Origin of the sequence: Adlercreutzia faecimuris, from assembly GCF_022669055.1 — a bacterium.
Taxonomy (GTDB): Bacteria; Actinomycetota; Coriobacteriia; order Coriobacteriales; family Eggerthellaceae; genus Enterorhabdus; species Enterorhabdus faecimuris.
The window spans coordinates 284015-307997 of sequence record NZ_JAJMLW010000003.1; the positions used below are offsets into that span (position 1 = coordinate 284015).

At 70.0% G+C, this 23983-nt stretch carries 17 protein-coding genes; 8 read left to right on the top strand and 9 right to left on the bottom strand.

The features are described 5' to 3' along the window. Nucleotides 1-84 precede the first annotated feature (84 nt). Nucleotides 85-1398 carry an MFS transporter gene (locus LPT13_RS09170; protein WP_242165871.1) on the top strand — a complete coding sequence of 438 codons (1314 nt, stop codon included), beginning with the start codon at nucleotides 85-87 and terminating at the stop codon, nucleotides 1396-1398. 78 nt (nucleotides 1399-1476) lie between these two features. On the opposite strand, the gene LPT13_RS09175 is transcribed toward LPT13_RS09170, so the two are convergent. Continuing rightward, a complete protein-coding gene (locus LPT13_RS09175) occupies nucleotides 1477-2742 on the bottom strand; it encodes a PucR family transcriptional regulator (protein ID WP_242165873.1) in 1266 nt (421 codons plus the stop codon). Nucleotides 2743-2762: 20 nt separating this feature from the next. Next, nucleotides 2763-3143 (bottom strand): hypothetical protein, encoded by a 381-nt coding sequence (locus LPT13_RS09180; RefSeq protein WP_242165875.1) that lies wholly within the window; start codon nucleotides 3141-3143, stop codon nucleotides 2763-2765. A gap of 177 nt (nucleotides 3144-3320) precedes the next feature. Between LPT13_RS09180 and LPT13_RS09185 the strand changes: the two genes are divergently transcribed. From LPT13_RS09185 to LPT13_RS09210, 6 genes are all read left to right on the top strand, one after another. Continuing rightward, complete coding sequence (locus LPT13_RS09185) at nucleotides 3321-4886, top strand: helix-turn-helix transcriptional regulator (protein WP_242165877.1); 1566 nt, start codon at nucleotides 3321-3323, stop codon at nucleotides 4884-4886. A gap of 410 nt (nucleotides 4887-5296) precedes the next feature. Continuing rightward, entirely contained in the window at nucleotides 5297-7915 is a 2619-nt protein-coding gene (locus LPT13_RS09190; protein ID WP_242165880.1) for a molybdopterin-dependent oxidoreductase, read from the top strand. A gap of 93 nt (nucleotides 7916-8008) precedes the next feature. Beyond that, entirely contained in the window at nucleotides 8009-8353 is a 345-nt protein-coding gene (locus tag LPT13_RS09195) for a 4Fe-4S binding protein (RefSeq protein WP_242165882.1), read from the top strand. A 114-nt stretch (nucleotides 8354-8467) separates the two neighbouring features. Then, the gene (locus LPT13_RS09200; protein WP_242165884.1) at nucleotides 8468-8662 is read left to right on the top strand and encodes a zinc-ribbon domain-containing protein; all 195 of its coding nucleotides are present in this window, start codon (nucleotides 8468-8470) and stop codon (nucleotides 8660-8662) included. Nucleotides 8663-8673: 11 nt separating this feature from the next. Further along, nucleotides 8674-9270 carry an FKBP-type peptidyl-prolyl cis-trans isomerase gene (locus LPT13_RS09205; protein WP_242165887.1) on the top strand — a complete coding sequence of 199 codons (597 nt, stop codon included), beginning with the start codon at nucleotides 8674-8676 and terminating at the stop codon, nucleotides 9268-9270. Between the two features lie 79 nt (nucleotides 9271-9349). Beyond that, complete coding sequence (locus LPT13_RS09210) at nucleotides 9350-9592, top strand: zinc-ribbon domain-containing protein (RefSeq protein ID WP_242165891.1); 243 nt, start codon at nucleotides 9350-9352, stop codon at nucleotides 9590-9592. Nucleotides 9593-9858: 266 nt separating this feature from the next. On the opposite strand, the gene LPT13_RS09215 is transcribed toward LPT13_RS09210, so the two are convergent. The 4 genes from LPT13_RS09215 to LPT13_RS09230 form a co-directional block, all read right to left on the bottom strand. Continuing rightward, on the bottom strand, nucleotides 9859-10794 hold the full coding sequence (locus LPT13_RS09215) for an ABC transporter ATP-binding protein (RefSeq protein ID WP_242165893.1): 936 nt from the start codon (nucleotides 10792-10794) through the stop codon (nucleotides 9859-9861). Further along, nucleotides 10791-12827 (bottom strand): dipeptide/oligopeptide/nickel ABC transporter permease/ATP-binding protein, encoded by a 2037-nt coding sequence (locus LPT13_RS09220; RefSeq protein WP_242165895.1) that lies wholly within the window; start codon nucleotides 12825-12827, stop codon nucleotides 10791-10793. Before LPT13_RS09220 ends, LPT13_RS09215 begins: the two co-directional genes overlap by 4 nt. Before the next feature lie 4 nt (nucleotides 12828-12831). Beyond that, on the bottom strand, nucleotides 12832-13788 hold the full coding sequence (locus LPT13_RS09225) for an ABC transporter permease (protein ID WP_242165897.1): 957 nt from the start codon (nucleotides 13786-13788) through the stop codon (nucleotides 12832-12834). Between the two features lie 277 nt (nucleotides 13789-14065). Continuing rightward, the gene (locus LPT13_RS09230) at nucleotides 14066-15655 is read right to left on the bottom strand and encodes an ABC transporter substrate-binding protein (RefSeq protein WP_242165898.1); all 1590 of its coding nucleotides are present in this window, start codon (nucleotides 15653-15655) and stop codon (nucleotides 14066-14068) included. 375 nt (nucleotides 15656-16030) lie between these two features. On the opposite strand from LPT13_RS09230, the gene nifJ reads away from it, so the two are divergent. Continuing rightward, on the top strand, nucleotides 16031-19576 hold the full coding sequence (gene nifJ, locus LPT13_RS09235; RefSeq protein ID WP_242165900.1) for a pyruvate:ferredoxin (flavodoxin) oxidoreductase: 3546 nt from the start codon (nucleotides 16031-16033) through the stop codon (nucleotides 19574-19576). A gap of 190 nt (nucleotides 19577-19766) precedes the next feature. Here the strand turns inward: nifJ and asnB are convergent, their stop codons facing one another. From asnB to LPT13_RS09250, 3 genes are read right to left on the bottom strand one after another with little or no spacing between them, the layout of a single operon-like run. After that, nucleotides 19767-21608, bottom strand: a complete 1842-nt coding sequence (gene asnB, locus LPT13_RS09240; RefSeq protein WP_242165902.1) for an asparagine synthase (glutamine-hydrolyzing) — start codon at nucleotides 21606-21608, stop codon at nucleotides 19767-19769. Then, a complete protein-coding gene (cuyB, locus tag LPT13_RS09245; protein WP_242165904.1) occupies nucleotides 21593-22447 on the bottom strand; it encodes a cysteate racemase in 855 nt (284 codons plus the stop codon). The genes asnB and cuyB overlap by 16 nt, the downstream gene beginning before the upstream one ends. Continuing rightward, nucleotides 22444-23853 (bottom strand): carboxylate--amine ligase, encoded by a 1410-nt coding sequence (locus LPT13_RS09250; protein ID WP_242165906.1) that lies wholly within the window; start codon nucleotides 23851-23853, stop codon nucleotides 22444-22446. The genes cuyB and LPT13_RS09250 overlap by 4 nt, the downstream gene beginning before the upstream one ends. Nucleotides 23854-23983 lie beyond the last annotated feature (130 nt).

The window sequence follows — 23983 nt, forward strand, 5'->3', positions numbered from 1 at the left end:
CTGGCCCCCGCGCCCGCCGCGCCGCCCGCGGCGGCGGTGGGCGCGGGGGCTCGCCTACTCTAACCGATCCTCGTAAAGGAGGGGATGAAGTTGCAGGAAGAGAAGCTGCTGCCCTGGCGTTGGGCTATCCTCGCCGGCATGACGGTGCTGCTCGTATCGCTTCAGTTCGCGTTCATCATTCCCGGAGGCGCCGCCCTGCTCGTCATGCAGGAGTACCAGTGCGAGCCCATGGCGTTCTCCATGATCATGTCCATCCCGTACTTCTCGGGCGTGCTGCTGTGCATCGCCGGCGGCGTGCTGGCCGACCGCATCGGCCTGGGGAAGGTGTTCCTCGTGGCCTTCGTCATAGCCGCCCTCGGCGCGCTCGGGCGCTGCTTCGCGGTCGACTACTGGACGCTGTTCGTCGCGAGCTTCTTCATGGGCACCGGCGTGGCCGCGCTCAACGCGAACTCCGCCAAGCTTCTGCGCATGTGGTTCCCGGGGACGGCCAACTCGTTCGCCATGGGCGTCTACACCGCCGGCATGTCCGGCGGCGCGGCGCTCGCCATCTACGTGGGGTCGCACCTGCCGGAGATCCACCAGGCGTGGTGGATCAGCTTCGCGCTCATCGTGGTGGGCCTGGTGGCGTGGTTCGCGGTCTACCGCAAGCACCCCGACGAGCACTGCGCCGTCGAGCCCGTCGGCCAGATGATGCGCGAGGTGCTCAAGGACCGCAGCGTCTGGGCCATCGGCATCGTGGCCTTCCTGGTGTTCGGCATGACCAACATCAACGGCTCGTACATGGTGCCGGCCGTCACCGCCCTCATGGGCGACCCGGCCGCCGCGCCCATCGCCAGCGACCTGTCCACCATCAACACGGTCATCACCTGCGTGGCCTCCATGGTCATGCCCGTCGTGTTCGCGAAGGCGTTCAAGAACATGCGCGCGCCCTTCGTCATCTGCCTGGTCGTCACCGGCATCACCTTCGCGGTGACGTTCTTCATCCCCTACGGGGTGTGGACGTGGGTCGCCTACCTGGTGATCCTGCCCGTCTTCATGGCGGCCGTCATGCCGTTCACCAAGATGCTCCCCACGCTGATCCCCGGCGTCAAGCCGGAGCACTACGGCGTGGTCGGCGGCATCCAGGCGACGTTCCAGAACATCGGCATGTTCCTCATCGCGTCGTACGTGGTGTCGCCCCTGGCCATCGCCTTCACCGGCGCCACCGACGGCATCGTCTACTACGAGGGCGTCTACGTGGGGGTCGGCGTCGTGTGCGCCGTGGCCGTCGCATCGCTGTTCCTGTTCCCCAACGTCCGCTCGAGCGTCGCCGGCAAGATCGCCGACGACCAGGCGGCCTCGGCCGGCGCCATCGCCGCCGACGACGCCGAGGGCATCCTGGAGGGCGGCCACCTCTAGGGAGGCGCACCCGGCAGGCGCCGCCCGACGCAGCAGGGGCCCCGGCAGCGCGCCGGGGCCCCTGCGCGCGTCCGGGCCCTAGCGCAGGTCCACGAGCGGCCTGCTGCCCTGGGCCGACAGGAAGTGCATGCGGTAGTCGAGCAGCAGCTTCTCGCGGATGTTCGAGTCGTCCAGGTCTATCTGGAACCGCTCCTGGATGCGCTCGACGCGGTAGAGCACGGTGTTGCGGTGGACGAACAGCGCCTGGGCGGTCTTGGTGGCGTTGCGCTCGTTCAGGAGGTACGTCCACAACAGCCGGAAGTCGTTGGTGCCCTTGGTCGCGTCCTCCTCCAGCAGGCTGGGCAGAAACGACACGTCGAAGATGAAGCGCATGAGCCCCTCGTCCTTCGGCTCGGGGTCCACCAGGTAGAAGGGGAAGGCCTCGTGGAAGAAGAACGCGCCGCTTTTGCGCCGCGGCGACTGCTCGACGTCGCGCTGCGCCATCACGGGCTTGCGCAGGTCGAGCGCGATGCGCGCCTCGTGGTAGGCGTAGCGCAGCGAGGCGATGTCGCCGAAGGGGTCGGACACGCCGAAGGCCACGTCGAAGCGCGCCAGGTCGTGGGACGACAGGATCTTCTCGGTGGCCAGGTGGGAGAGCTCCGGCCCCCGGGCGGCGTGCTGGAGGACGAGCAGGCTGCCGTTGTGGAGGAAGCAGCGGCAGCGCATGCGCTTCTCGGATATGAACGCCATGGCGATGTGGGACGCCTTGGCCGGCTCGGCCCCCTCGTCGATGTCGACGAGGATGAGCTTGAACCACGACTCGGGCGGGATGCGCAGCTCCTCGAGCTGCCCCTTGGCGACGATCCGGTCGAAGCGGCTCCCCTGGAGCAGCAGGTCGAAGAAGCGCAGCCGCGGGATGTTGACGCTTGTGAGGGAGGGGAGCACGCGCCCGCACAGGGCCTCGACGGCGTGGGCGAGGACGCGCAGGCAGTCCCGCGTCCCCGCGCCCGGCCCCTCGGCGGGGCAGGCCATGCTCAGCGTGCCGATGAGGGAGTGGTCGTGGTGGAGCGGGGCCACGAGGCGGTCCCTGTCGCCGGGATCCTGGCCCGCCACGGCCGCGACCTCGCCCTCGGCCAGGCGATGGCGCGGCGCGGGCTCCTGCCGGGCGGGGGCGAAGCCCGATGCCGCCACGGCCTGGTGGAAGCCGTCGGGCGGCTCCAGGTACGAGGACTGCCCCATGACGTAGCCGTTCTTGTCGACGACGAAGAGGTAGCCGCCGATGACGGAGCGCGACACGTCGAGCGCGGTGGTGACGGACGCCCCGTCCCGCACGAGCGCGTCGAGGGTCTGCTCCCAGGCGGCCATCCGCCCCATGAGCCCGCGGATCACGAGATAGACGTAGACGAGGGCCGCTCGGTGCGCAGCGCCACGCAGCGGGGGTCGTCGAGCCGGGCGTCGGCGTCGGGGGAGCAGACGACGGCGAAGGCGTCCGGCCGCGCCGCGCGCAGGACGAGGTAGCCCGCGGGCGTGCAGAGGTGGGCGACCTCCTCGGGCGCCACGTCCCAGGGGGCGCTCCCGGCCCCCTCGGGAATGTCGGCGCTCTCCGAGCAGGCGACCCAGCGCAGGGTCGCGGGCGCCTTCGCGGGATCGGGCGCCGAGGCGATGCCGAGCGGCTCGAGCGCGTCGAGGAGCATGCCGAGCGTGATGCTGCGCCCGGGTGGATGATCTGACAAATACGCTTCCTGATACGCTCTGTGATCGTCCATGGCGCTCCTCTCCCCGGCCGGGCGTCTTTCGCCTACGCCAAGCGTAGCCGCTTCCCTCGTGTCATCGGAACATTCCGGAACATTGTACGGCACTTTTTAGAGGATCCTCTAAAAACAGCGAAGGCGGGGCAGGGGATAATGACCTCGTGAGATGTCCGTGGGAGCAAGGGGGTGCCTATGGGGGAGCCGGCTGGGTCGGCCGTCGAGCCTCGCGCGGGCCTGGAGGCGCGGACGGTTCCCGTCCGGGAGGACGGCGCCCGCTCCTCGGCGCTTCTCCTGCTTGGCCTGGCCTCGGCCCTCTTCGCGGTCTGCGCCACCCTCGGCACCGCGCCGCTGCGGGTGGTGGGCGTGGCCGGCGTGAGCGACCGGTTCCTCGTCGACGTGCTGCTCATGGCCTTCGCGCTGCTGTGGCTCGTCGGCCTGCGGGCGCTCGCCCGCTACCTCTCGACGGCGGCGGGCATGCGGGCCCTGGCCGGCGTCGCCTTCGCCGGCACGGTGCTCTGCCCCCTGCTGCTCGAGACGGACGCGTGGCTCGTCGGCGTCCCGCTCGTGGCCGCCGGGGCGGTGGCCCTCGTCTTCCTCTGGTGGTCCCACGCCTGCACGCTGGGCCGTCCGCGCCTCGGGCTCATCCTGGCCGGCGCCGTCAGCCTGGCGGCGGCCCTGCTCGTGGCGGCCGGCCTCCTGCCCGCCGACTCCCCGCGCGTGGACTACCTGCGCGACCTGGCCGCGCTCGCCTCGTGCCTGCTGCTCCTGGCGGCGCGCAACGACCTGCGCGACCGGCTTCTGCGGGTGAGCATCGCCGAGTCCCGCGCCCGCCGGCGCGATAGGCGCCACAGCCGCCTGGGCGAGCTCAACTACCTCTCCGTCGGCATCATCCTGGGGGCGGACGGGGGCCTGTGGCTTCTGCTCGGCGACGCGGGGGCCCTGCCCGCGGACGTGTCGCCCGTGCTGGTGTTCGGGGCGGCCCTCCTCGTCGCCGGCGCCCTCGTGGCGGCGTCGGCCCTCGTGCCCGCCTTCGACGCCGAGCAGCTGTCGAAGGACTACCTCTCGGCCAGCCTTGCCGTGGGCTACCTGCTCGTGCCCCTGCTCGACGGCGCGGCGCTGCTCGTCGCGTGCGGCTACCTCGTCGCCCTGGCCCTCGTCCAGGTCCTCATCATCTTCCTCGCCGGGGCCGAGCTCGTGCGCTTCGAGGAGCTCTCGCCCCTCTACAGCTTCAGCGAGGCCGCCTACCTCGCCGGCGGCGTGTTCGTCGGCGCCCTGGCCATGCCCCTCATCGGGGCGCTGGCGCCCGCGCCGCCCCTGCCGGCGGCCTGCGGGGCGGTGCTCCTCTACGCCATCGTCATCCAGGTGCAGCTCAACAAGGTGAGCTTCCCGGAGGAGTGGGTGTCCGAGGAGCCGGCCGACGCGGGCGTCGGGGCCGCGGAGCCGGCGGTGGGGGAGGGGCCGTCCGCGGCCCCCGACCCGGGGTCGGCGGACGATGCCGACGCGCGGCTCATCCCGGCGGGATCCTACCTGCGTCGGCGCCTCGACGACATCGGGGCGCACTACGGGCTCTCGCCGCGCCAGTGCGAGATCCTCGACCTCCTGGCCCGCGGGCGCGACACCCAGTACGTCATGGACCGCTTCACCATATCGCGCGCGACGGCCAAGACCCACGTCTACAACATCTACCGCAAGCTCGACATCCACTCCCGCCAAGACCTCTACGACCTCATCGAGAAGGACGACTTCACCACCCTGTGAAACCCCAGGTCGCAAGACTCAACCCCCGGGTATGAGCCTGATTTGTCCTCCCAGGTCGCGGCCTCGTCAGACCCTATGCCCGATTCTCGGCGATCCTTTCGCGGCGTAGCCTTCGAGGTGTTCCGGCAGGCGCCGGGGGAAGCCGGCGGAGGCGAAGTTGCGCGCCATCCGCCCGGGGTCGTCCCCCGCCGCCCGCCCCATTCACGGTCGTCTCGCTTGCAAGGGGGTGCACGAGGGCGAGGCGACGCAGTCCAGCGGTCATCCACGGCGCCCAGGCGCCCCACCGGCGGGTTACCTGCCTTCTCCCGATCCGGTGGAACAGGGGGGATGACCGGCGAGCGTCCGGCCCCGCGCGGCGGGATGCCGGCCAGCCGACGGTTTGCGGCTGAGATTCGTAAGGAGAGAAGCGTATGAGTGAGGAAAAGCTGAGCGCCGAGGAAGTCGCCCAGGAGGAGGTCTTCAGCGACGGCAAGACCGCCAACATCGCCGGCGGTGAGCTGGCCTCCGACAGCGAGCAGGTCGGCGACTTCGTCCGCGAGAAGGGCATCGCCTACGGCATGCCGTACAACAACACCTACAACATGGACCTCTATCCCGACCAGGTGCGCTGGAAGGAGGGCGACCTCACGGCCACCCGCACCACCATGTGGTCGGGCCCGGGGTGCCATTCCGGCTGCCAGATCATCTTCTACACCGATGAGGACGGCAAGCTCGTCAAGACCGAGGGCGACCCCAACAGCCCGCTGTCGGCCGGCCGCCTGTGCATGCGCTGCCTGGAGCTTCCCCAGATGGTCAACTCCGAGCGCCGCCTCAAGTGGCCCGTCAAGCGCGTCGGCGAGCGCGGCGAGGGCAAGTGGCAGCGCATCAGCTGGGACGAGGCCTACGACATGATCATCGAGAACGTGCGCCGCATCCAGGAGGAGTACGGCCCGGAGTGCATCGTTTCCATGATCGGCACCGGCCGCAACGTGTCCCAGGCCATCGCCCACAACCAGTACGCCAACTTCGGCGGCGCCGACCTGACGCTGTGCTTCCTGTCCGGCGACTCGTGCATGCTGCCCCGCACGGCGCTGTGCTACGTCATCATGGGCAACCAGTGGGTGGCCGACTTCTCGCAGTTCCGCGCCCGCCGCTACGAGGACGACCCCGAGTACGTGCTGCCCGAGGTGGCCGTCATCTGGGGCACCAACCCGGTCGTGTGCAACTCCGACGCCTTCCTCGGCCACTGGATCGTCGAGGCCATGAAGCGCGGCACCAAGCTCATCACCATCGACCCGCAGCTCACCTGGATCGGCGCCCGCTCCGAGATGTGGCTGCGCCTGCGCCCCGGCACCGACGCGGCGCTGGCCCTCGGCATGATGAACGTCATCATCAACGAGGACCTCTACGACCATGAGTTCGTGGAGAACTGGACCTACGGCTTCGAGGCCCTGGCCGAGCGCGTGCAGGAGTACACGCCCGAGCGCGTGGCCGAGATCACCTGGGTGCCCGCCGACCAGATCGTCGCCGCGGCGCGCCTCTACGCCCAGGCCAAGCCGGCTACCGTGCAGTGGGGCCTGGCCGTCGACATGGCCAAGATCGGCGTCATCACCGCGCACGCCATCGCGTGTCTGGTGGGCATCACCGGCAACATCGACATCCCCGGCGGCAACGTGCTCGTCGACCAGGCGGCCAGCCTGGAGTTCGGCTACAACTCCGGCATCTGGGAGCTCGAGGGCACCGACATGGTGGCCAAGCGCCTCGGCGTCGACCGCTACCCGCTCAAGAAGTACGGCTTCACCGCGTCGTCCCAGGCCGACTCCATCCTCCAGGCCATCGAGACCGAGGAGCCGCACCCGGTGAAGATGCTCTGGATCGAGTCTGCCAACCCCATCGCCAACATGGGCCAGGACGCCCCGCGCCTCTACCGCGCCCTCAAGACCATCGACTTCTTCGTGGTGGAGGACCTGTTCATCACGCCGACGGCCGTGGCCTTCGCCGACCTGGTCATCCCCTGCGCCATGTCCAACGAGCGCGACTGCATCCGCGTGTGGTTCGACCCGCTGCGCACGCTTACCAAGGCCTCTGACAAGCCCTTCTACGAGGCCAAGTCCGACGAGCAGATCATGATCGAGCTGGGGCATCGCATCGCGCCCGAGAAGTGGCCCGACTTCGTGCAGACCGACCGCGAGTACATGGACTGGCGCCTCATGCGCGATGGCGTGCTCGACACCGACGGCACCCAGATGACCATGGACCGCGTCGAGGAGAAGTACCACGGCATGTGGTACCACAAGTTCCGCTACAAGAAGTACGAGATCGGCGGCCTGCGCCCCGACGGCGCCCCGGGCTTCATGACCCCCACCGGCCGCTACGAGCTGTACTGCACGCTGTTCGCGGCCTTCGGCGACGACCCGCTGCCCTACTACCAGGAGCCGCCGACGAGCCCCGTGGCCACGCCCGAGCTGGCCGAGAAGTACCCCTACATCATCACCACGGGCAAGCGCTCCTTCGAGTTCTTCCACTCCGAGTGGCGCCAGCCCGAGACCATCAGCCGCCAGCTGCATCCCGACCCGATGTTCGACATCCACCCCGACACCGCGGCCAAGCACGGCATCATCGACGGCGACTGGGTGTGGATCGAGAACCAGATGGGCAAGATGAAGCAGCGCGCCCGCCTGAACCCCTCGCTCGACCCGCGCGTCATCTCCACCGAGCACGGCTGGTGGTTCCCCGAGCAGGAGCCGGCCGAGCCGAGCCTGTTCGGCGTGTTCGACTCCAACCCGAACAACCTCATCCCGCAGTGCGAGAACGGCACCAACGGCTACGGCGCCCCCATCAAGTGCGCCATGGGCACCGTCTACAAGGTGACGCCCGAGAACGACACGCCCGAGGATCAGCCCAGCTACCAGGTGTGCACCACCGGCTACACCCACGGCAAGACCCATGCCTCCGACAAGCCGAGCTTCTACGACGGCTGGACGCCGGACTACGAGCCCGAGGGATTCTTCGACATCGAGGAGTACTGGAAGACCCACGAGCGCAAGTAGCCGCCCCGAAGACGCGAAACCCCGTTCCCGCCGCCGCGCCGGCGCCCGGACGCCCAGCCGGCGGCGGGGTCTCTCAAAGGAGGTCAGTTAAGAATGGAAAAGGGAAAGTACGGCCTGTTCATCGACTACGAGTTCTGCTCGGGCTGCAAGGCCTGCGTGACGGCCTGCAAGATGGAGCACGGCATGGAGCCCCAGGACTTCGGCATCGTGCTTCTGCAGGACGGCCCGCGCGAGTGCACCGACGGCGTGTGGGAGTACAACTACCTGCCCATGCCGACGCACCTGTGCGACCTGTGCGCCGACCGCGTGGCCGCGGGCAAGCTGCCCAGCTGCGTGCACCACTGCCAGGACGCCGTCATGGTGTACGGCACCGTGGAGGAGCTGGCGCGCAAGGCCGCCGAGGCCGGCAAGAGCGACGTGGCCATCTACGTGCGCTAGGCGCCTGACGAGGCGCGGGGCGCCCTCCCGCCGGCAGGGCGCCCCGCGAGCCGGCGGCGGGATCGGGCCAGGCCACCCGGCCCTTCGCCGGTCGGGCGCGGAAGGAGGAGAGCGGTGTCCAAGTGCGGCTACGCGTGCATGAACTGTGGCCAGTGCCGCGGCGTGCTGCCCAAGCCCATCCTCGTCCCGCGCTGCGTCGCCTGCGGGCACGAGAACCCCCGGGGGAGCCGGGCGTGCGAGGCCTGCGGCGCGTCGCTCGAGCTGCGCCCGGGCGTGACCAACACCATCGGCAAGGCCGTGAGGGGCTAGAAGGAGGACCCATGATCGGGAAGAACCAGTACGTGCGCGTGGCCTACACCGGCTACCTGGAGGACGGCACCGTCTTCGACAGCAGCGAGGCCGACGGCCCCATGGAGTTCCAGACCGACTGCGGCCAGGTCATCAAGGGCATCGACGACGCCGTGATGAGCATGGAGGTCGGCCAGCGGGCCACGGTGCGCATCCCGGCCGAGTTCGCCTACGGGGCCTACGACCCGCGCAACGTCCAGAAGCGCGACCTGCGCTACATCCCCGATGCCGACAAGCTGCCGGTGGGGGAGACGATCAGCTTCTTCGGCCCCGTCGGCCAGAAGGTGCCGGCCAAGGTGCTCAAGGTGGAGGACGGCTTCGCCTACCTGGACTTCAACCACCGGCTGGCGGGCAAGGACCTCGTCTTCGACCTGGAGGTGCTGGAGGTGCTGCCGGCCAAGACGCGGCGCACGCCCATCAGCTCCTACGGCCCCATGGGCCGCACCGCCTCCACGCGCCCGGTGCGCGAGCAGCCGGTGTTCAACAACTTCCTGGACAACCTGGGGCTCACGCCGGCCGACGTCATGCGCGCCGGCGAGCGCGACCTGCCGCCCGACGGCGACGCCTAGCTCCCGGCCATAAGGCCGCGCCGCCGCCGACCCGGCGCGCCGGCGCGGCGAGAACCACCTACACGAAGGAGAACCACCCATGTGCTTCAGACCCAGCGAGATCTCGCTCCCCATCAAGTGCCCCGAGTGCGGCGTCATGAACGACCCGGGCACCAAGGCGTGCGTCAAGTGCGGCGCCGAGCTCTCCGCCGCGGCCCTGCCCGGCATGCCCGGCGCCCTCGGCGCGCCCGCGGCCCCCGGTGCCCCCGCGGCGCCTGGCGCCCCGGCCGCCCCGGGCGCGCCCAAGGCCCCCGGCGCCCCGGTGCCTCCCGGCACGCACTAGGAGAGCGGCACCTGGCTAAGCAGGCGATTAGTGCACACTTTCTTCGACTTTGCTACCAAAGGGCCGCCGAAATCGGCGGCCCTTCCCCGTCAGGGGCCGTTTTGACCACGGTGGCGCACCGGGAATGGCCCCCGGCGTCCGAAAACGGTCGCAAAGTCGAAGAAAGTGTGCACAAAGTCGCGCGCTCGGCTTGCTCAAGGGCATAAAACGAAGGAGGGGCGCCCCGCGGGGCGCCCCTCCTTCGTGGGTATCGCGTATCGCCGGGCCTAGGCGGTCTTGCCGAGGTCGGGGTGGAGCAGCGACGGGGCGGCGCCCAGCAGCAGGCGCGTGTAGTCGTCCTTCGGGTTGTCGAAGATCTGCTCGGCGGTGCCCTCCTCGACCGCCAGGCCGCCGTTCATGACGACGATGCGGTCGGAGATGTAGCGCACGGTCTGGATGTCGTGGCTGATGAACACCATGGCCAGGCCCAGCTCCTTCTTGAGGTCCATCAGCAGGTTGAGGATCTGCGCGCGGACGGACACGTCGAGCGCGGAGGTGGGCTCGTCGGCGATGATGGCGTCGGGCTTGAGCGACAGGGCGCGGGCGATGGCCACGCGCTGGCGCTGGCCGCCGGACATCTGGCCCGGCAGGGCGTCGAGCACCGACTCGGGCAGGCCCACCATCTCGATGAGCTCGTGGACGCGCTTCTCGCGGTAGGCCGTGTCGCCCACCTTGTGGACGATCATCGGGTCTATGAGCTGGTCGTGGATGGTCATGCGCGCGTTGAGCGCCGTGGCCGGGTCCTGGAACACCACCGAGATGACGCGGCCGATGACGCGGCGGTCGGCGGCCGTGCGGTTGGTGACGTCCTTGCCCTTGAAGAACACGCGCCCGCTCGTCGGCTTCTGCAGGCCGCACATCACGTTGGCCGTGGTGGACTTGCCGCAGCCGGACTCGCCCACGATGCCGATGGTCTCGCCGGGCATGAGCTTCAGGGTCAGGCCCTTGACGGCCTGCACCTTGTTGGGGTGCAGGATGGACCCGGTGCGCGTCTTGAAGGTCACCTTCACGTCATCGAGGAAGATGATGGGGGTGTCCTTGTCGGTGGCGGGTATCTCGGCCGCCTCCGGGTCGAGCGCGGGGTCGAGGGCCGCGGCGTCGGCCAGGAACCGCTCGGCGGCGTCGGCCTCGTGGGCCTCGTTCAGCTTCTCGTTCTCACTCATAGCAGAGGACCTCCCGGGACATAGGGCTCGATGCCGAGGCGCTTGAGCTCGCTGTCAGGCAGCTCGGCGTAGTAGTGGTCGGTGTCGCCGTAGCGCTTGAGCATCGGGCGGATGGTGGACACCTTGTCCGGGTGGCTCGAGCGCGGGGTGAAGCGGTCGCCCTCGGGGAAGTCCTTGGGGCTGGGGACCGAGCCGGGCACCTGGTGCAGGCGGTCGCCGCCGGCCTCGATGGAGAGCACCGAGCCGAGCAGGCCGCGGGTGTACTCGTGGATGGGGGAGGTGAGGATGTCCTTCACCGGGCCCTGCTCCACCACCTGGCCGGCGTACATGACCGTGATGGAGTTGGCCACCTCGGCCACGAGCGCCAGGTCGTGGCTCACGAACACCATGGCGAAGCCGAGCTCGTGCTGCAGGCGGTTGAGCAGGTCGACGACCTGCTTCTGCACCGTCACGTCGAGGGCCGTGGTGGGCTCGTCGGCGATGATGACCTTCGGGTCGCGGGTGAGCGCCATGGCGATGAGCACGCGCTGGCGCTGGCCGCCGGAGAGCTCGTGGGGGTAGGAGTCGAGCGTGCGCTTCGGGTCGAGGCCCACGAGCTCGAGCAGCTCCTCGGCGGAGCGGGTGCCGCCGCGCTTGGTGAGCTGCTTCATCTGGGCTTTGATGAGCATCGACGGGTTGAGCGAGGACAGGGCGTCCTGGTAGATCATGGCGATCTCGCGGCCGCGCAGCTCGTTCATCTGCTTCTCGCTCAGGTCGAGGAGGTTGCGGCCGTCGTAGAGGATCTCGCCGGAGATCTGCGCCTTCTTGTCGAGCAGGCCCATGATGGCCAGCGACGTGATCGACTTGCCGCAGCCGGACTCGCCCACCAGGCCCATGGTCTGGTGCGGGCGCACCACGAAGGACACGTGGTCGACGACGTTCACGTCGCCGTGGCGCGGGAACTTGATGCACAGGTCGCGCACCTCGAGGATGGGCGGCACGTCGGTGCGCGCCTCGAAGCGGTCGGTGCGCAGGCCCTCCATCTCCTTGAGGCGGGCGAGGCGCTTCTCGAGCATCTCGGCCTGGGCGGCGTAGGCCAGCTTCGGGTCGGCGACCATGCGGTCGGCCTCGCGGCCGGAGGCCAGCTTGTCGTCGCCGGCGGCCACGGGCGCCTTGGGCGCGGCGGCCAGGGCGTCGGTCATGCCCTCGGACAGGATGTTGAGGCACAGCACCGTGATCATGATGGCCAGGCCGGGGAACAGCGCCTGCCACCAGCGGCCGGCCAGCACGCCGTCACGGGCATCCGACAGGATGTTGCCCCAGGTGGGCGTCGGCTCGGGGATGCCGGCGGAGATGAACGACAGGGACGCCTCGAAGACGATGGCGTCGGCCACCAGCACGATGGTGAACACCATGACCGGTGCGATGCAGTTGCGGATGACGTGCTTGGTGAGGATCCAGGGGGCCTGGGCGCCGGACACGATGACGGCGCGCACGTAGTCCTGGTTGTACTCGCTCATCACGTTGGCGCGCACGATGCGGGCGATCTGCGGGATGTAGAGGAAGCCGATCGCGAAGATGAGGGCGGGCAGGCGGTTCTCCGCCGTGCCGTTGGCGCTGAACACGATGACGAACGTGGCGGCCAGCGCGATGCCCGGGAACGACATGATGATGTCGAGGATGCGCATGATGAGGTTGGACAGCCACGGCCGCGCCACGGCGGCCAGAGCGCCGATGATCGAGCCGATGACCAGGGCGAACGCCGTGGCTCCCAGGCCGATGACCAGCGAGTAGCGGGCGCCGTACATCATGCGGGACAGAACGTCGCGGCCCTTGTCGTCGGTGCCGAAGAGGAACTCGGCGTCGGGCGCCTGGCGCGCGGTGAAGATCTCGTAGGGGTTGTGCGGGGCCAGCACGTTGGCGAACACGGCCACCAGCACGACGAGCAGCAGCACGACGAAGGAGATGCGCGCGCCGACGGACATGTTCTTCCAGCGGCGGAAGCGGACCTTCCCCTCCATCTTCTGGGTGGTCTTCTCACGTAGTTTCACCATGGGGCTACACCGTCCTAATGCGCGGATCGATCAGGATATACAGCATATCCACGATGATGTTGATGATGATGAAGGCCACCGCCACGCACAGCACGACGCCCTGGACGAGCATCACGTAGTTCGACTGGATACCCGACAGGATGGCCATGCCCATGCCCGGCAGGTTGAAGATGACCTCGATGATGACGGCGCCGCCGATCAGGTAGCCGATGCGCAGGCCGAGCACGGTCACCGGGGTGATGAGCGCGTTGCGCAGCACGTTGCGGGCCACCACGACGCCCTTGGGGATGCCGGCGCCCAGCGCGGTGCGCACGTAGTCCTTGTCGAGCTCCTCGACCATGGACGTGCGGACCACGCGGGTGAGCTGGCCGATGACGGGCACCGCCAGCGAGATGGCGGGCAGCGCCATGCGGGCGAGCCACCCCTGCGGGTCGACGAAGAAGTCCGGCAGCTTGCCGGAGGCCGGCAGCAGGTGCAGGTTCGACGAGAACAGCAGGATGAGCAGGACCGCCAGCCAGAACGACGGGGTGGCGATGCACGCGATCGAGAAGATGCGGATCACCTGGTCGGGCCACTTGTCGCGGTAGAGCGCCGAGATGACGCCCAGGATGACCGCGAACACGACCGCGATGATGAGGCCGAGGAAGGTCAGCTGCAGCGTGATGGGCAGCGCCTCGGCGACGCGCTGGGCGACCGACGCGCTGTTGGCGCCGTAGCTGCCCAGATCGCCGGTGACGAGCCCCGCCATGAAGCGGCCGTACTGCACGAACACCGGGTCGTCCAGCCCGTGCTCCTCGCGATAGGCTTGCGCCTGGGCTTCCGTGGCGTTCTCTCCCAAGACCGAGTAGGCCTGGTCGATCGGGGAAAGCGCCATGATGAAGAAGACGAGGATGGTGACTCCGATGATCATGACAGGCAGCCAGAGCAGGCGATTGCCTATCAATCGCAAGAGATTGTTCACCGCACCCCCCTTTCCCGCGTCGGGCCTTGCTGCGGCCCCCTGATACGTTGACTCCGTGCGATACGGGGCGCGTCACCCTCCCTTTTCCCTAGGGGCAGACGCGCGGCACAGACTGGCCTTATTGTAAACCGAATCCCTGCGGCGAAGGGGAGAAATACCCGGGTAAATGGGATAGTTCGCCGCGGCTTCCATCCCTTTTCAGACACGAAAAAAGGGGCGCCGGAAAACCGGCGCCCCCTCGGTCGCACGGGGTGCGCGACCGCTCGGGAAGGCGAGCCTAGGCGAGCGGGGTGGTGCCCAGGAAGACGAGGCCCGTGGTGGAGATGGGGGCGAAGTCCTCCAGCTTCTCGGCCGCGAAGCCCGTGGAGGTCTCGCGGTGGAACAGCGGGTAGATCGGGATGTTGTCGGCGATGATGTCGAAGCACTGGTTCCACAGGTCCTGCTGCTTGGCGGCGTCGGCCTCCTCGCGGGCCTGCTGCAGCAGCTCCTGGAGCTGGGTCCACTCCGGGGTGCCCTTCCAGCAGGAGCGGCCCTCGGTCCAGATGTTGTCACCGTACCACCAGGTCATGAGCAGGTCGGGGTCGTTGCCGAAGCAGGACGGGTCGCCCGGGGTCAGCATGACGTCGTAGGGGAGCACCGACTCGGAGGGAGCGAGCGCGGCCCAGTCGATCTTGGTCTCGTTGATGGTGGCGTTCACGCCGATGGCGCCGAGGTCCTCCTTGATCTGGGCGGCCAGCTGGCTCACCCAGTTGTTGTTCACCATGAGCTCGAAGGACAGGTCGGACACGTTGGCCTCGGCGAGCAGGCTCTTGGCCTTCTCGGGGTCGTGGGTGTAGACCGTCGAGGCGCGGTGGTAGTTGGCGTAGGACTCGGGCAGGAAGCTGGTGGCCGGGGCGGCATGGCCGTCCATCTGGTTGGCGATGAGCTTCTCGATGTCGAGCGCGTAGTAGATGGCCTGACGGACGCGGACGTCGTCGAAGGGGGCCTTCTTGGTGTTGAACATCAGGAAGGGCAGGGCGAAGCCGGGGACGTACTCGACGGTGGCGCCGGAGTTGGCGATCTGGTCGGCGTTGGCGTCCGGCACGGACTCGATGGCGAGCACCGAGCCGTCGGTGATGGCGGTGGTGCGGGCGGTGCCGTCGAGCAGCACGTTCCAGTCCATCTCGGAGCAGGTGGCCGGCATGGGGCCGTTGTACTGGTCGTTCGGCACGAACTTGATGGTGCCGCCGTCATCGCCGTTGATGGACTCGTACTTCCAGGGGCCCGAGCCGATCGGCATGGTCTTCAGCTGGTCCTCGGTGGAGGCGGCGGGGAAGATCTTGACGACGGCCAGGCGGCCCTTCAGCAGCGACTCGAAGGGGTACTTCAGGGTGAAGGTGACGGTCTTGTCGTCCTTGGCGGCGACGGCGTCGATGAAGGTCAGGAACGCGCCGTAGGTGGCGTCGGCCATGTTCTTCTCGAAGGAGTTCACCACGTCGGCGGCGGTGACGTCGGAGCCGTCGGAGAACTTGGCGCCGTCACGCAGGGCGACCTCGTACTCGGTGTCGGACACCTTGACCGGCTCGCCGGCGGCCAGCGCGGTGTAGGTCTTGTAGGTGTGCAGGTCGAGGTCGTAGAGGCCCTCGAACACGTGCCAGGTGGCGGCCAGCATCAGCGCGGAGCTGTTGCCGATGGGGTTGCAGTTAGTGGACGTGTAGGCGAGCGCCGCGGTGATGGAGTCGGCGACCTTCTTCTCGGCGGGAGCGTCCTTCTTGGGCTCCTCCTTCTTCTGGTCGCCGCCGCAGCCGCTCAGGGTGAGCGCCGCGATGGCACCGGTGGCCGCGGTTCCGGCGAGGAACCCGCGGCGGGTGAGGCTGTGCTTTTCCATGTTTCCCTCCAACAGGTGGTCTGGCGGGGCGCCTGCCCCGCATGCGCGCGAACAATCTAATAAGAGTAGTGCTTGTGCGCATGGGCCCCATTATGGGCGAAAACGCGCCAGAAATAAAGAACCCCGGAGCCGGTTCGACCCGAAAATGCCCAGTGATTCGCTTCCTGGGGCGCGTTGCGCCGCCGCTCGGCGCTGACCTGCCGCTTTCGTAACAATCCGGCAACAATGGCCGCCTAAGGGGATCGTGGAGTTATTGCGGAGGCGCCGGACGCCAGCTGGCGTCCGCCATCGGCGGCCCTCTTTGGGCCGCGGGGCCCCGCTGCTGGTATCATCAACGGCTATGTACCGCCCCTTACCTTCTAGGAGAGGAAGTATATGACGAGAGAACTCAAGTCGATGGACGGGAACAACGCCGCGGCGCACGTTTCCTACGCTTTCACGGAGGTGGCGGGCATCTACCCCATCACCCCCTCCAGCCCCATGGCCGACTTCGTCGACCAGTGGTCGGCGGCCGGCCGGAAGAACATCTTCGGCACCGAGGTTCAGGTCTGCGAGATGCAGTCCGAGGCGGGCGCCGCGGGCGCCGTGCACGGCTCGCTCGCCGCGGGCGCGCTGACCACCACCTACACGGCCTCCCAGGGCCTGCTGCTCATGATCCCCAACATGTACAAGATCGCCGCCGAGCAGCTGCCGAGCGTCTTCCACGTGAGCGCCCGCACCGTGTCGACCCACGCCCTCAACATCTTCGGCGACCATTCCGACGTGATGGCCTGCCGCCAGACCGGCTTCGCGATGCTGGCCGAGGGCAACGTCCAGGAGGTCATGGACCTGTCGGCCGTGGCGCACCTGGCCGCCATCAAGGGCCGCGTGCCGTTCATCAACTTCTTCGACGGCTTCCGCACCTCGCACGAGGTGCAGAAGATCGCCGTGTGGGACTACGACGACCTGGCCGAGATGTGCGACATGGACGCCGTGCGCGCCTTCCGCGAGCACTCGCTGAACCCGGAGCGCCCGGCCATGCGCGGCTCCCATGAGAACGGCGACATCTTCTTCCAGCACCGCGAGGCCTGCAACGGCACCTACGACGCGCTGCCCGCGGTGGTCGAGGAGTACATGGCCAAGGTGAACGAGAAGCTCGGCACCGACTACCAGCTGTTCAACTACTACGGCGCCCCCGACGCCGACCGCGTGATCGTGGCCATGGGCTCGTTCTGCGACGTGGTGGAGGAGGTCGTCGACTACCTCAACGCCCAGGGCGAGAAGGTGGGCCTGGTGAAGGTGCGCCTGTACCGCCCCTTCGTCACCGACAAGTTCGTAGCGGCGCTGCCCAAGACGGCCACTAAGATCGCCGTCATGGACCGCACCAAGGAGCCGGGCTCCATCGGCGAGCCGCTCTACCAGGACGTCATCACGGCGCTCGCCGAGGAGGGCGTCACCGGGCTCACCGTCACGGGCGGCCGCTACGGCCTGGGCTCGAAGGACACCCCGCCGTCCTCGGTGTTCGCCATCTACGAGGAGCTCAAGAAGGACGCGCCGCGCCGCGAGTTCACCATCGGCATCGTCGACGACGTAACGGGGCTGTCGCTGCCCGAGCTTCCCGCCCCCAACACCGCCGCCCCCGGCACCATCGAGTGCAAGTTCTGGGGCCTCGGCGGCGATGGCACCGTGGGCGCGAACAAGAACTCCATCAAGATCATCGGCGACCACACCGACAAGTACGTCCAGGCCTACTTCCAGTACGACTCGAAGAAGACCGGCGGCGTGACCATCAGCCACCTGCGCTTCGGCGATGAGCCCATCCGCAGCCCCTACTACGTGAACAAGGCCGACTTCGTGGCCTGCCACAACCCGTCCTACGTGACCAAGGGCTTCCGCATGGTGCAGGACGTCAAGCCCGGCGGCATCTTCCTGGTCAACTGCCAGTGGACGCCCGAGGAGCTCGACCAGCACCTCGACGCGGCCACCAAGCGCTACATCGCCGAGAACGGCATCCAGCTCTACGTCATCAACGCCATCGACCTGGCGGCCGAGATCGGCATGGGCAAGCGCACCAACACCATCCTGCAGTCGGCCTTCTTCGCGCTGGCCGGCGTCATGCCCCAGGACGAGGCCATCCAGTACATGAAGGACGCCGCCACCAAGTCCTACCTCAAGAAGGGCCAGGACGTGGTGGACATGAACCACCGCGCCATCGAGGCGGGCGCCTCGGCGGCCGTGCGCGTGGAGGTGCCGGCCGCGTGGGCCGACGCCACGGACGCGGTCATCGCGCCCGAGATCGCCGGCGAGCCCGGCCTCGTGCGCATGGTGTCCGACATCATGGAGCCGGTGGCCCGCATGGAGGGCGACTCGCTGCCCGTGTCGGTGTTCATGGACCACGCCGACGGCCAGTTCCCGCTGGGCGCGTCGGCCTTCGAGAAGCGCGGCGTCGCCGTGACGGTGCCCACCTGGACGCCGGACACCTGCATCCAGTGCAACCAGTGCGCCTTCGTGTGCCCGCACGCCTGCATCCGCCCCTTCGCCCTCGACGAGGCCGAGGCGGCCGCGGCGCCGGCGGCCATCAAGCTGGTCGACGCCAAGGGCAAGGCCGCGGCCGGGCTCAAGTACACGCTGGCCATCTCCCCGCTCGACTGCATGGGCTGCACGCTGTGCGCGGGCGTGTGCCCGACTGAGTCGCTGGCCATGGTGCCCGCCGAGGGCGAGGCCGGCCAGCAGGCCGTGTTCGACTACTGCGTCAGCAGCGTGACCGTCAAGGAGGAGCTCACCGGCACGTCGGTGAAGGCGAGCCAGTTCCGCGAGCCTCTGCTCGAGTTCTCCGGCTCGTGCGCCGGCTGCGCCGAGACCTCCTACGCGCGCCTGGTCACCCAGCTGTTCGGCGACCGCATGTACATCGCCAACGCCACGGGCTGCAGCTCCATTTGGGGCGGCCCGGCGGCCACCTCTCCCTACGCCGTCAACAAGGACGGCCACGGCCCGGCCTGGTCCAACTCGCTGTTCGAGGACAACGCCGAGCACGGCCTGGGCATGCTCCTGGGCTACGAGGCCGTCCAGGAGAAGGTGCTCGCCGACACCGAGGCGCTGCTCGCCGCCGACGCCGACGAGGCGCTGGCCGCGGCCGCCGCGGCCTGGAAGGACGCGCGCCTCGACGCCGAGGCGTCCAAGCAGGCCGCTGCCGCCTACATCGCCGAGCTGGAGCGCGTGAGCGCCGCCGGCGGCGAGGCGGGCGCGCTGGCCGACGCCGTGCTCGAGAACCGCGCCTACCTCACCAAGAAGTCGGTGTGGATCTTCGGCGGCGACGGCTGGGCCTACGACATCGGCTACGGCGGGCTCGACCACGTGCTCGCCTCCGGCAAGGACGTGAACGTGTTCGTCTTCGACACCGAGGTGTACTCCAACACCGGCGGCCAGGCCTCCAAGGCGTCCAACCTCGGCCAGGTGGCGCAGTTCGCCGCGTCGGGCAAGGACATCAAGAAGAAGAGCCTGGCGGAGCTGGCCATGGGCTACGGCTACGTCTACGTGGCCCAGGTGGCCATGGGCGCCAACCAGGCCCAGACCATGAAGGCCATCACCGAGGCCGAGGCCTACCCGGGCCCCTCGCTCATCATCGGCTACAGCCCGTGCGAGATGCACTCCATCAAGGGCGGCATGGGCCAGTGCCAAAGCGAGATGAAGCGCGCCGTGGAGTGCGGCTACTGGAACCTGCTGCGCTACAACCCGGCCGCGCCCGAGGGCAAGAAGTTCACGCTCGACTCCAAGGAGCCGGCGGGCGGCTACCGCGACTTCCTCATGAACGAGGCGCGCTACAGCCGCCTCACCCGCGAGTTCCCCGAGCGGGCCGAGGAGCTGTTCGAGGCCAACGAGCAGGCCGCCATGGCCCGCTACGACCACCTGGTCAAGCTGAAGGCCATGTACGCCGACGCGTAAGCCCCGGCAGACAGGCACGTGAGAGAGGGAGGCCCCGCGGGGCCTCCCTTTTTTGCGCGGGTGTTCCGGGGGCCTCCGCGGAGTACTCGTCTTTCCCCTCCTCGGAAGCGCGCCGATGGCGTGCGCGCCGTGACGGCCGCCGCGCGCACCTGGCAGCCATGCGCCCCGCGACGAGCCCCCCTTCGCGTCCTTATCGCCTGACGAAGAACTCCTCGTACCAGGTGACGAGGCAGTAGGCCGCCCAGATCTTGCGCATGTTCGACCGCCGCCCCTCCCGGTGCTCGTCCAGGAGCCGGGCGAGCGCGCCCACGTTGAAGAAGCGCGCCGCCTCGGGGCCGGCCAGCTTCTCGCGCACCATCGTGTGCCACGGCTCCTCGCGCAGCCACTGGGCGAGCGGGGTGACGAAGCCGATCTTGGGCATCTGGGCCGTCTTGGCCGGCAGGACGGCGGCGGCCGCCCGGCGCAGGGCCGGCTTGGTCTGGTCGCGGGTGACGCGCTCGCGCGTGGGCAGCCGCAGGGCCTCGGCCATCACCACGCGGTCGAGGAAGGGCACGCGCAGCTCGAGCGAGGCCGCCATCGACATCTTGTCCGCCTTCTGGAGGATGTCGCACGGCAGCCACGTGCGCAGGTCGACCTGCTGCATGGCCGTGGGCTCGTCGAGCCCGGACGCCGCGGCGAAGGCGTCGGCCGTCCACCACGCGGGCGGCGGGCAGTCCACGGGCCCGCGCAGGTAGCTCCCGCATTCCGCGAAGGAGAACACGTACTCGTTGCGGACGTAGCGCACGGGCAGCTCGTGGCGCCCGCGCATGAGAAAGCGACGCCCGTGGAAGGGTGGCAGCGCCTCGGCCGCGTCGCCGGCCAGCCGCCGCAGGGGCGCGGGCACGCGCATCCAGGGCGCGAAGGCGAGGCCCTCCTGGTACCAGCCGTAGCCGCCGAACAGCTCGTCGGCGCCCTCGCCGGACATGACCACCTTCACGTCGCGCGCGGCCAGCCGGCACAGGTGGTAGAGCGGCACGGCCGAGGGGTTGGGCAGCGGCTCGTCCATGTGGTACTGCACGGCCGGCACCGACGCGAAGAACTCCGCCGGGCCGAGCGTGGCCGCCGTGTTGCGCAGGCCGAGCGCGCCGGCCAGCTCCGAGGCGGCGGCGAGCTCGGAGTAGCGCTCCTCGCCGTAGCCGATGGAGAACGTGCGCGCGTCCATGAGGCGGGAGGCCTCGGCGGCCACCAGGCTCGAGTCCACGCCGGCCGACAGGAAGCAGCCCACCTCCACGTCGGCCGTCGCGTGGGCGGCCACCGAGTCGCGCACCGCCGCGCCGATGCGCGCGGCCGCCTCCGCGCCGCCGGCGCCGTCGTCGGGCGCGAAGGCGAAGTCGTGCCAGCGGCGCACCTCGACGGCGCCGTCGCGCCAGGTGAGCGCGCAGCCCGGCTCGAGCCGGCGCACGCCGGCGAAGAGGGTCTGGTCGCCGGGGACGTACTCGAAGCACAGGTAGGCCGGCAGCAGGCGCTCGTCCAGGCGCCTATCGAAGGCGGGGTGGGGCAGGAGCGCCTTCACCTCCGAGGCGAAGAGCAGCGTCTCGCCGGCGCGGTACCAGTAGAGCGGCTTGATGCCCAGCGCGTCGCGGGCCAGGAACAGCTCGCGGCGCGGCCGGTCGTAGACGGCCAGCGCGAACATGCCGCGCAGGCGGCCGAGCATCCCCGGCCCCCACTCCTCCCAGCCGTGGAGCAGCACCTCGGTGTCGCTCCGGGTGCGGAAGCGGTGCCCGGCGCGCTCGAGGACGGCGCGCAGCTCGCGGTGGTTGTAGACCTCGCCGTTGAGGCAGACGGCCAGCCGCCCGTCGGCCGTCTCCATGGGCTGGTCACCGCCGGCCAGGTCGATGATGGCGAGACGGCGGAACCCCAGGGCCACCGCGTCGTCGACGAGGTAACCCTCCGAGTCGGGGCCCCGGTGCGCGATGGCGTCGGCCATGGCGCGCACGACGGCGGCGCGGTCGTAGCCGCGCTCGGGCGAGGCGAAGCCTACGAAGCCGCACATGGCGCCTCCCTTCCGGCCATGCGGCGAGAGGCGGGGGCCCGGCGGGCGCGCTCGCGACGGGCGTCGGGCCGCGCGGCGGCCGCCGGGGCGGGAGCGGCCCCGGCCGGGGCGGCGACGGGAGGGAGGGCCGCCGCCCCGGCGCGCGTGCGGCAGCCCGCCGCCTCGATGACGCGGTCGGCCAGCACGGCCAGGGCGTCCACGACGGGCACGGGCAGCGCCGCGCCCGCGGCGGGCAGGTCGCATGACAGCTCGGTGCAGCCGAGCAGCACGCCGTCGCAGCCGCGGGCCGCCATCGTGCCGCACAGGTACGCGACGGCGCACGGGTCCAGGGCGCGCCCGGCCTTCGCCTCGTCGTAGATGAGGGCGGTGACGCGGGCCTGGAGCGCCTCGTCGGGGTAGGCGCACCCGATGCCGCGGGCCGCAAGCGCGCGCTCGTAGAGGCCGCAGGCCACGGTGCCCGCGGTGGCCAGCACGCCCACCTGGCGCAGGCCGGCCCCGCGGCAGGCGTCGGCGGCCGCGTCGACCATGGACACGAGCGGGACGCCCGCGGCGCGCCGGATGTCGTCGGCGAAGGCGTGGGCCGTGTTGCAGGGCATGGCCAGAAGCGCGCAGCCGGCGTCGGCGAGCAGGCGCGCGTCGGCGGCCAGGCGCGGCGCGGGCGAGACGTCCGACGCCCCCAGCAGGAAGGCGGTGCGGTCGGGAAGGGCCGCGTCGTTCAGCACGAGGGTGCGCACGTGGTCCTGATCGCGCCGGGCGTCGGCGCGGGCCACCAGCAGCGCGGAGAAGCGGGCCGTGGCCGCCGGCCCCGCGCCGCCGATCACCCCGACGAGCGCGCTCACGGCCGCACCGCCGCGGCGGCCGCGTCGCCCGGGGCGGGGGAGGGCCCCGCCGTGCGGGGGAGGCGCGGCGGCGCGGCGGCGTCGCACGGGGCGCCGGCCAGGGCCGCGGCGGCGAGCCCCCGGGTCCCCGGGGCTCGCAGCTGGGCGCGCTGCTCGCGGCGGGCGGCGCGGAAGGCCCGCCGCGCGCGCATCCGCTGGGCGAGCGGGCAGAGCCTGCGGGCGAGCCTGCGCTCGGCGGGGTTGTCGACGGGGTCGCACGCGCGCCCCTCCGCCCAGGCGCGGCGCACCTCGTCGCGCAGCTTGGGGTCGCGCACCCAGCCCAGCACCACGTCGCGCGGCGCCACGGAGAAGAGCGCCCCCGGCTCGGCCACGGTCACGCCCGTGGGCAGCGCGTCGGCGTCGCGCATCCCCTCCACGAGCCAGCGGGCCACGTTCTGGCCGGCGGCGGTGACGTAGTGGCTGCTGCGCCCGAGCCGCGCGTTCAGCTCGAGGAACCGGTGCGACCCGTCGCGCGGGTCCACCTTGACGTCGAAGTTGGCGAACCCCGTGTAGCCCACCGACTCTAGGAGGCGCCGCGCGTCGGCCATGACGGCCTCGTCGACGCGGCCGAGGATGGCCACGGGGTTGCCCACGGCCAGGGGGTGCTTGTCCTCCAGGAGTGTCTGGCCGAGGGCCATCATCCGCACCTTCCCCGTGCGGTCGCTGTAGGTGGTGAGGACGCGCATCTGCGTGTCGTCGCCGGGGATGAGCTCTTGCAGCAGCACCTTGCCGTCGTAGCCGCCGGCCCGCAGGGCGCCGAGCGCCTTATCGAGGGCCGCGCGGTCGTCGAGGAAGAACACCTTGCGCTTGCCGGGGAACTGGGCGTAGTGGTAGTCCGCCGAGGACGCCGCCTTCGCCACCAGGGGGAACGTGAGCGGCAGCCCGTCGAGGCCGGCCGGGTCGGCCGGGTCGTAGACGGCGGTGCGCGGGCAGGGGACGCCGGCCTCGGCGCACAGCGCCAGGAAGCGGTCCTTCCGCGTCAGGCGGTCGAGCAGCTCGAGCGGCACGTAGGGGATGGCGTAGGACGCCGCCAGCTCGTCGCGGTGCTCGGCGATGAGGCGCACGTACCAGTCGCCGCAGGCGAGCAGCATGAGCGGCGCGGGCGCGTGCTCCTCGGCGACGGCGGCGAGGGCGGCCAGGAAGACCGGCTCGCTCTCCAGCCGCTCGACGACGCGGTTCTCCAGGATGGAGGAGCCGCCGATCAGGTGGGTGCGCGACTGGCTCAGGACGAGCGGGCGCGTGCCGTAGGCCTCGTTGAAGGCGCGGGCCAGGCTGTAGGCGCCGATGTCGCCGCCCAGGATGACGGGAAGGACGCCCGCGGCGCCGGCATCGGCCGCGGCGCGGGGACGCGTGCGGTTGTCGTTCATGGGATCCTCCTCTGATCTGGGACGATCCTACCTTCGACGCCGCTTAACCTTCCCATAGCAAATGCTGATGAATCCCTTAACGCCCCTTAACTTTCATTAAGGCCCCGCCGGCGCGCGCCCCGCATCGGGG

What these genes read in the sequence shown, in the direction of transcription:
- LPT13_RS09205 (WP_242165887.1), top strand. Translation starts at nt 8,674, where the DNA reads ATGATCGGGAAGAACCAGTACGTGCGCGTGGCCTACACCGGCTACCTG.
- LPT13_RS09185 (WP_242165877.1), top strand. Translation starts at nt 3,321, where the DNA reads ATGGGGGAGCCGGCTGGGTCGGCCGTCGAGCCTCGCGCGGGCCTGGAG.
- LPT13_RS09195 (WP_242165882.1), top strand. Translation starts at nt 8,009, where the DNA reads ATGGAAAAGGGAAAGTACGGCCTGTTCATCGACTACGAGTTCTGCTCG.
- LPT13_RS09215 (WP_242165893.1), bottom strand. Translation starts at nt 10,794, where the DNA reads ATGAGTGAGAACGAGAAGCTGAACGAGGCCCACGAGGCCGACGCCGCC.
- LPT13_RS09180 (WP_242165875.1), bottom strand. Translation starts at nt 3,143, where the DNA reads ATGGACGATCACAGAGCGTATCAGGAAGCGTATTTGTCAGATCATCCA.
- LPT13_RS09190 (WP_242165880.1), top strand. Translation starts at nt 5,297, where the DNA reads ATGAGTGAGGAAAAGCTGAGCGCCGAGGAAGTCGCCCAGGAGGAGGTC.
- LPT13_RS09220 (WP_242165895.1), bottom strand. Translation starts at nt 12,827, where the DNA reads ATGGTGAAACTACGTGAGAAGACCACCCAGAAGATGGAGGGGAAGGTC.
- LPT13_RS09170 (WP_242165871.1), top strand. Translation starts at nt 85, where the DNA reads ATGAAGTTGCAGGAAGAGAAGCTGCTGCCCTGGCGTTGGGCTATCCTC.
- nifJ (WP_242165900.1), top strand. Translation starts at nt 16,031, where the DNA reads ATGACGAGAGAACTCAAGTCGATGGACGGGAACAACGCCGCGGCGCAC.
- asnB (WP_242165902.1), bottom strand. Translation starts at nt 21,608, where the DNA reads ATGTGCGGCTTCGTAGGCTTCGCCTCGCCCGAGCGCGGCTACGACCGC.
- LPT13_RS09250 (WP_242165906.1), bottom strand. Translation starts at nt 23,853, where the DNA reads ATGAACGACAACCGCACGCGTCCCCGCGCCGCGGCCGATGCCGGCGCC.
- LPT13_RS09230 (WP_242165898.1), bottom strand. Translation starts at nt 15,655, where the DNA reads ATGGAAAAGCACAGCCTCACCCGCCGCGGGTTCCTCGCCGGAACCGCG.
- LPT13_RS09210 (WP_242165891.1), top strand. Translation starts at nt 9,350, where the DNA reads ATGTGCTTCAGACCCAGCGAGATCTCGCTCCCCATCAAGTGCCCCGAG.
- LPT13_RS09175 (WP_242165873.1), bottom strand. Translation starts at nt 2,742, where the DNA reads ATGGCCGCCTGGGAGCAGACCCTCGACGCGCTCGTGCGGGACGGGGCG.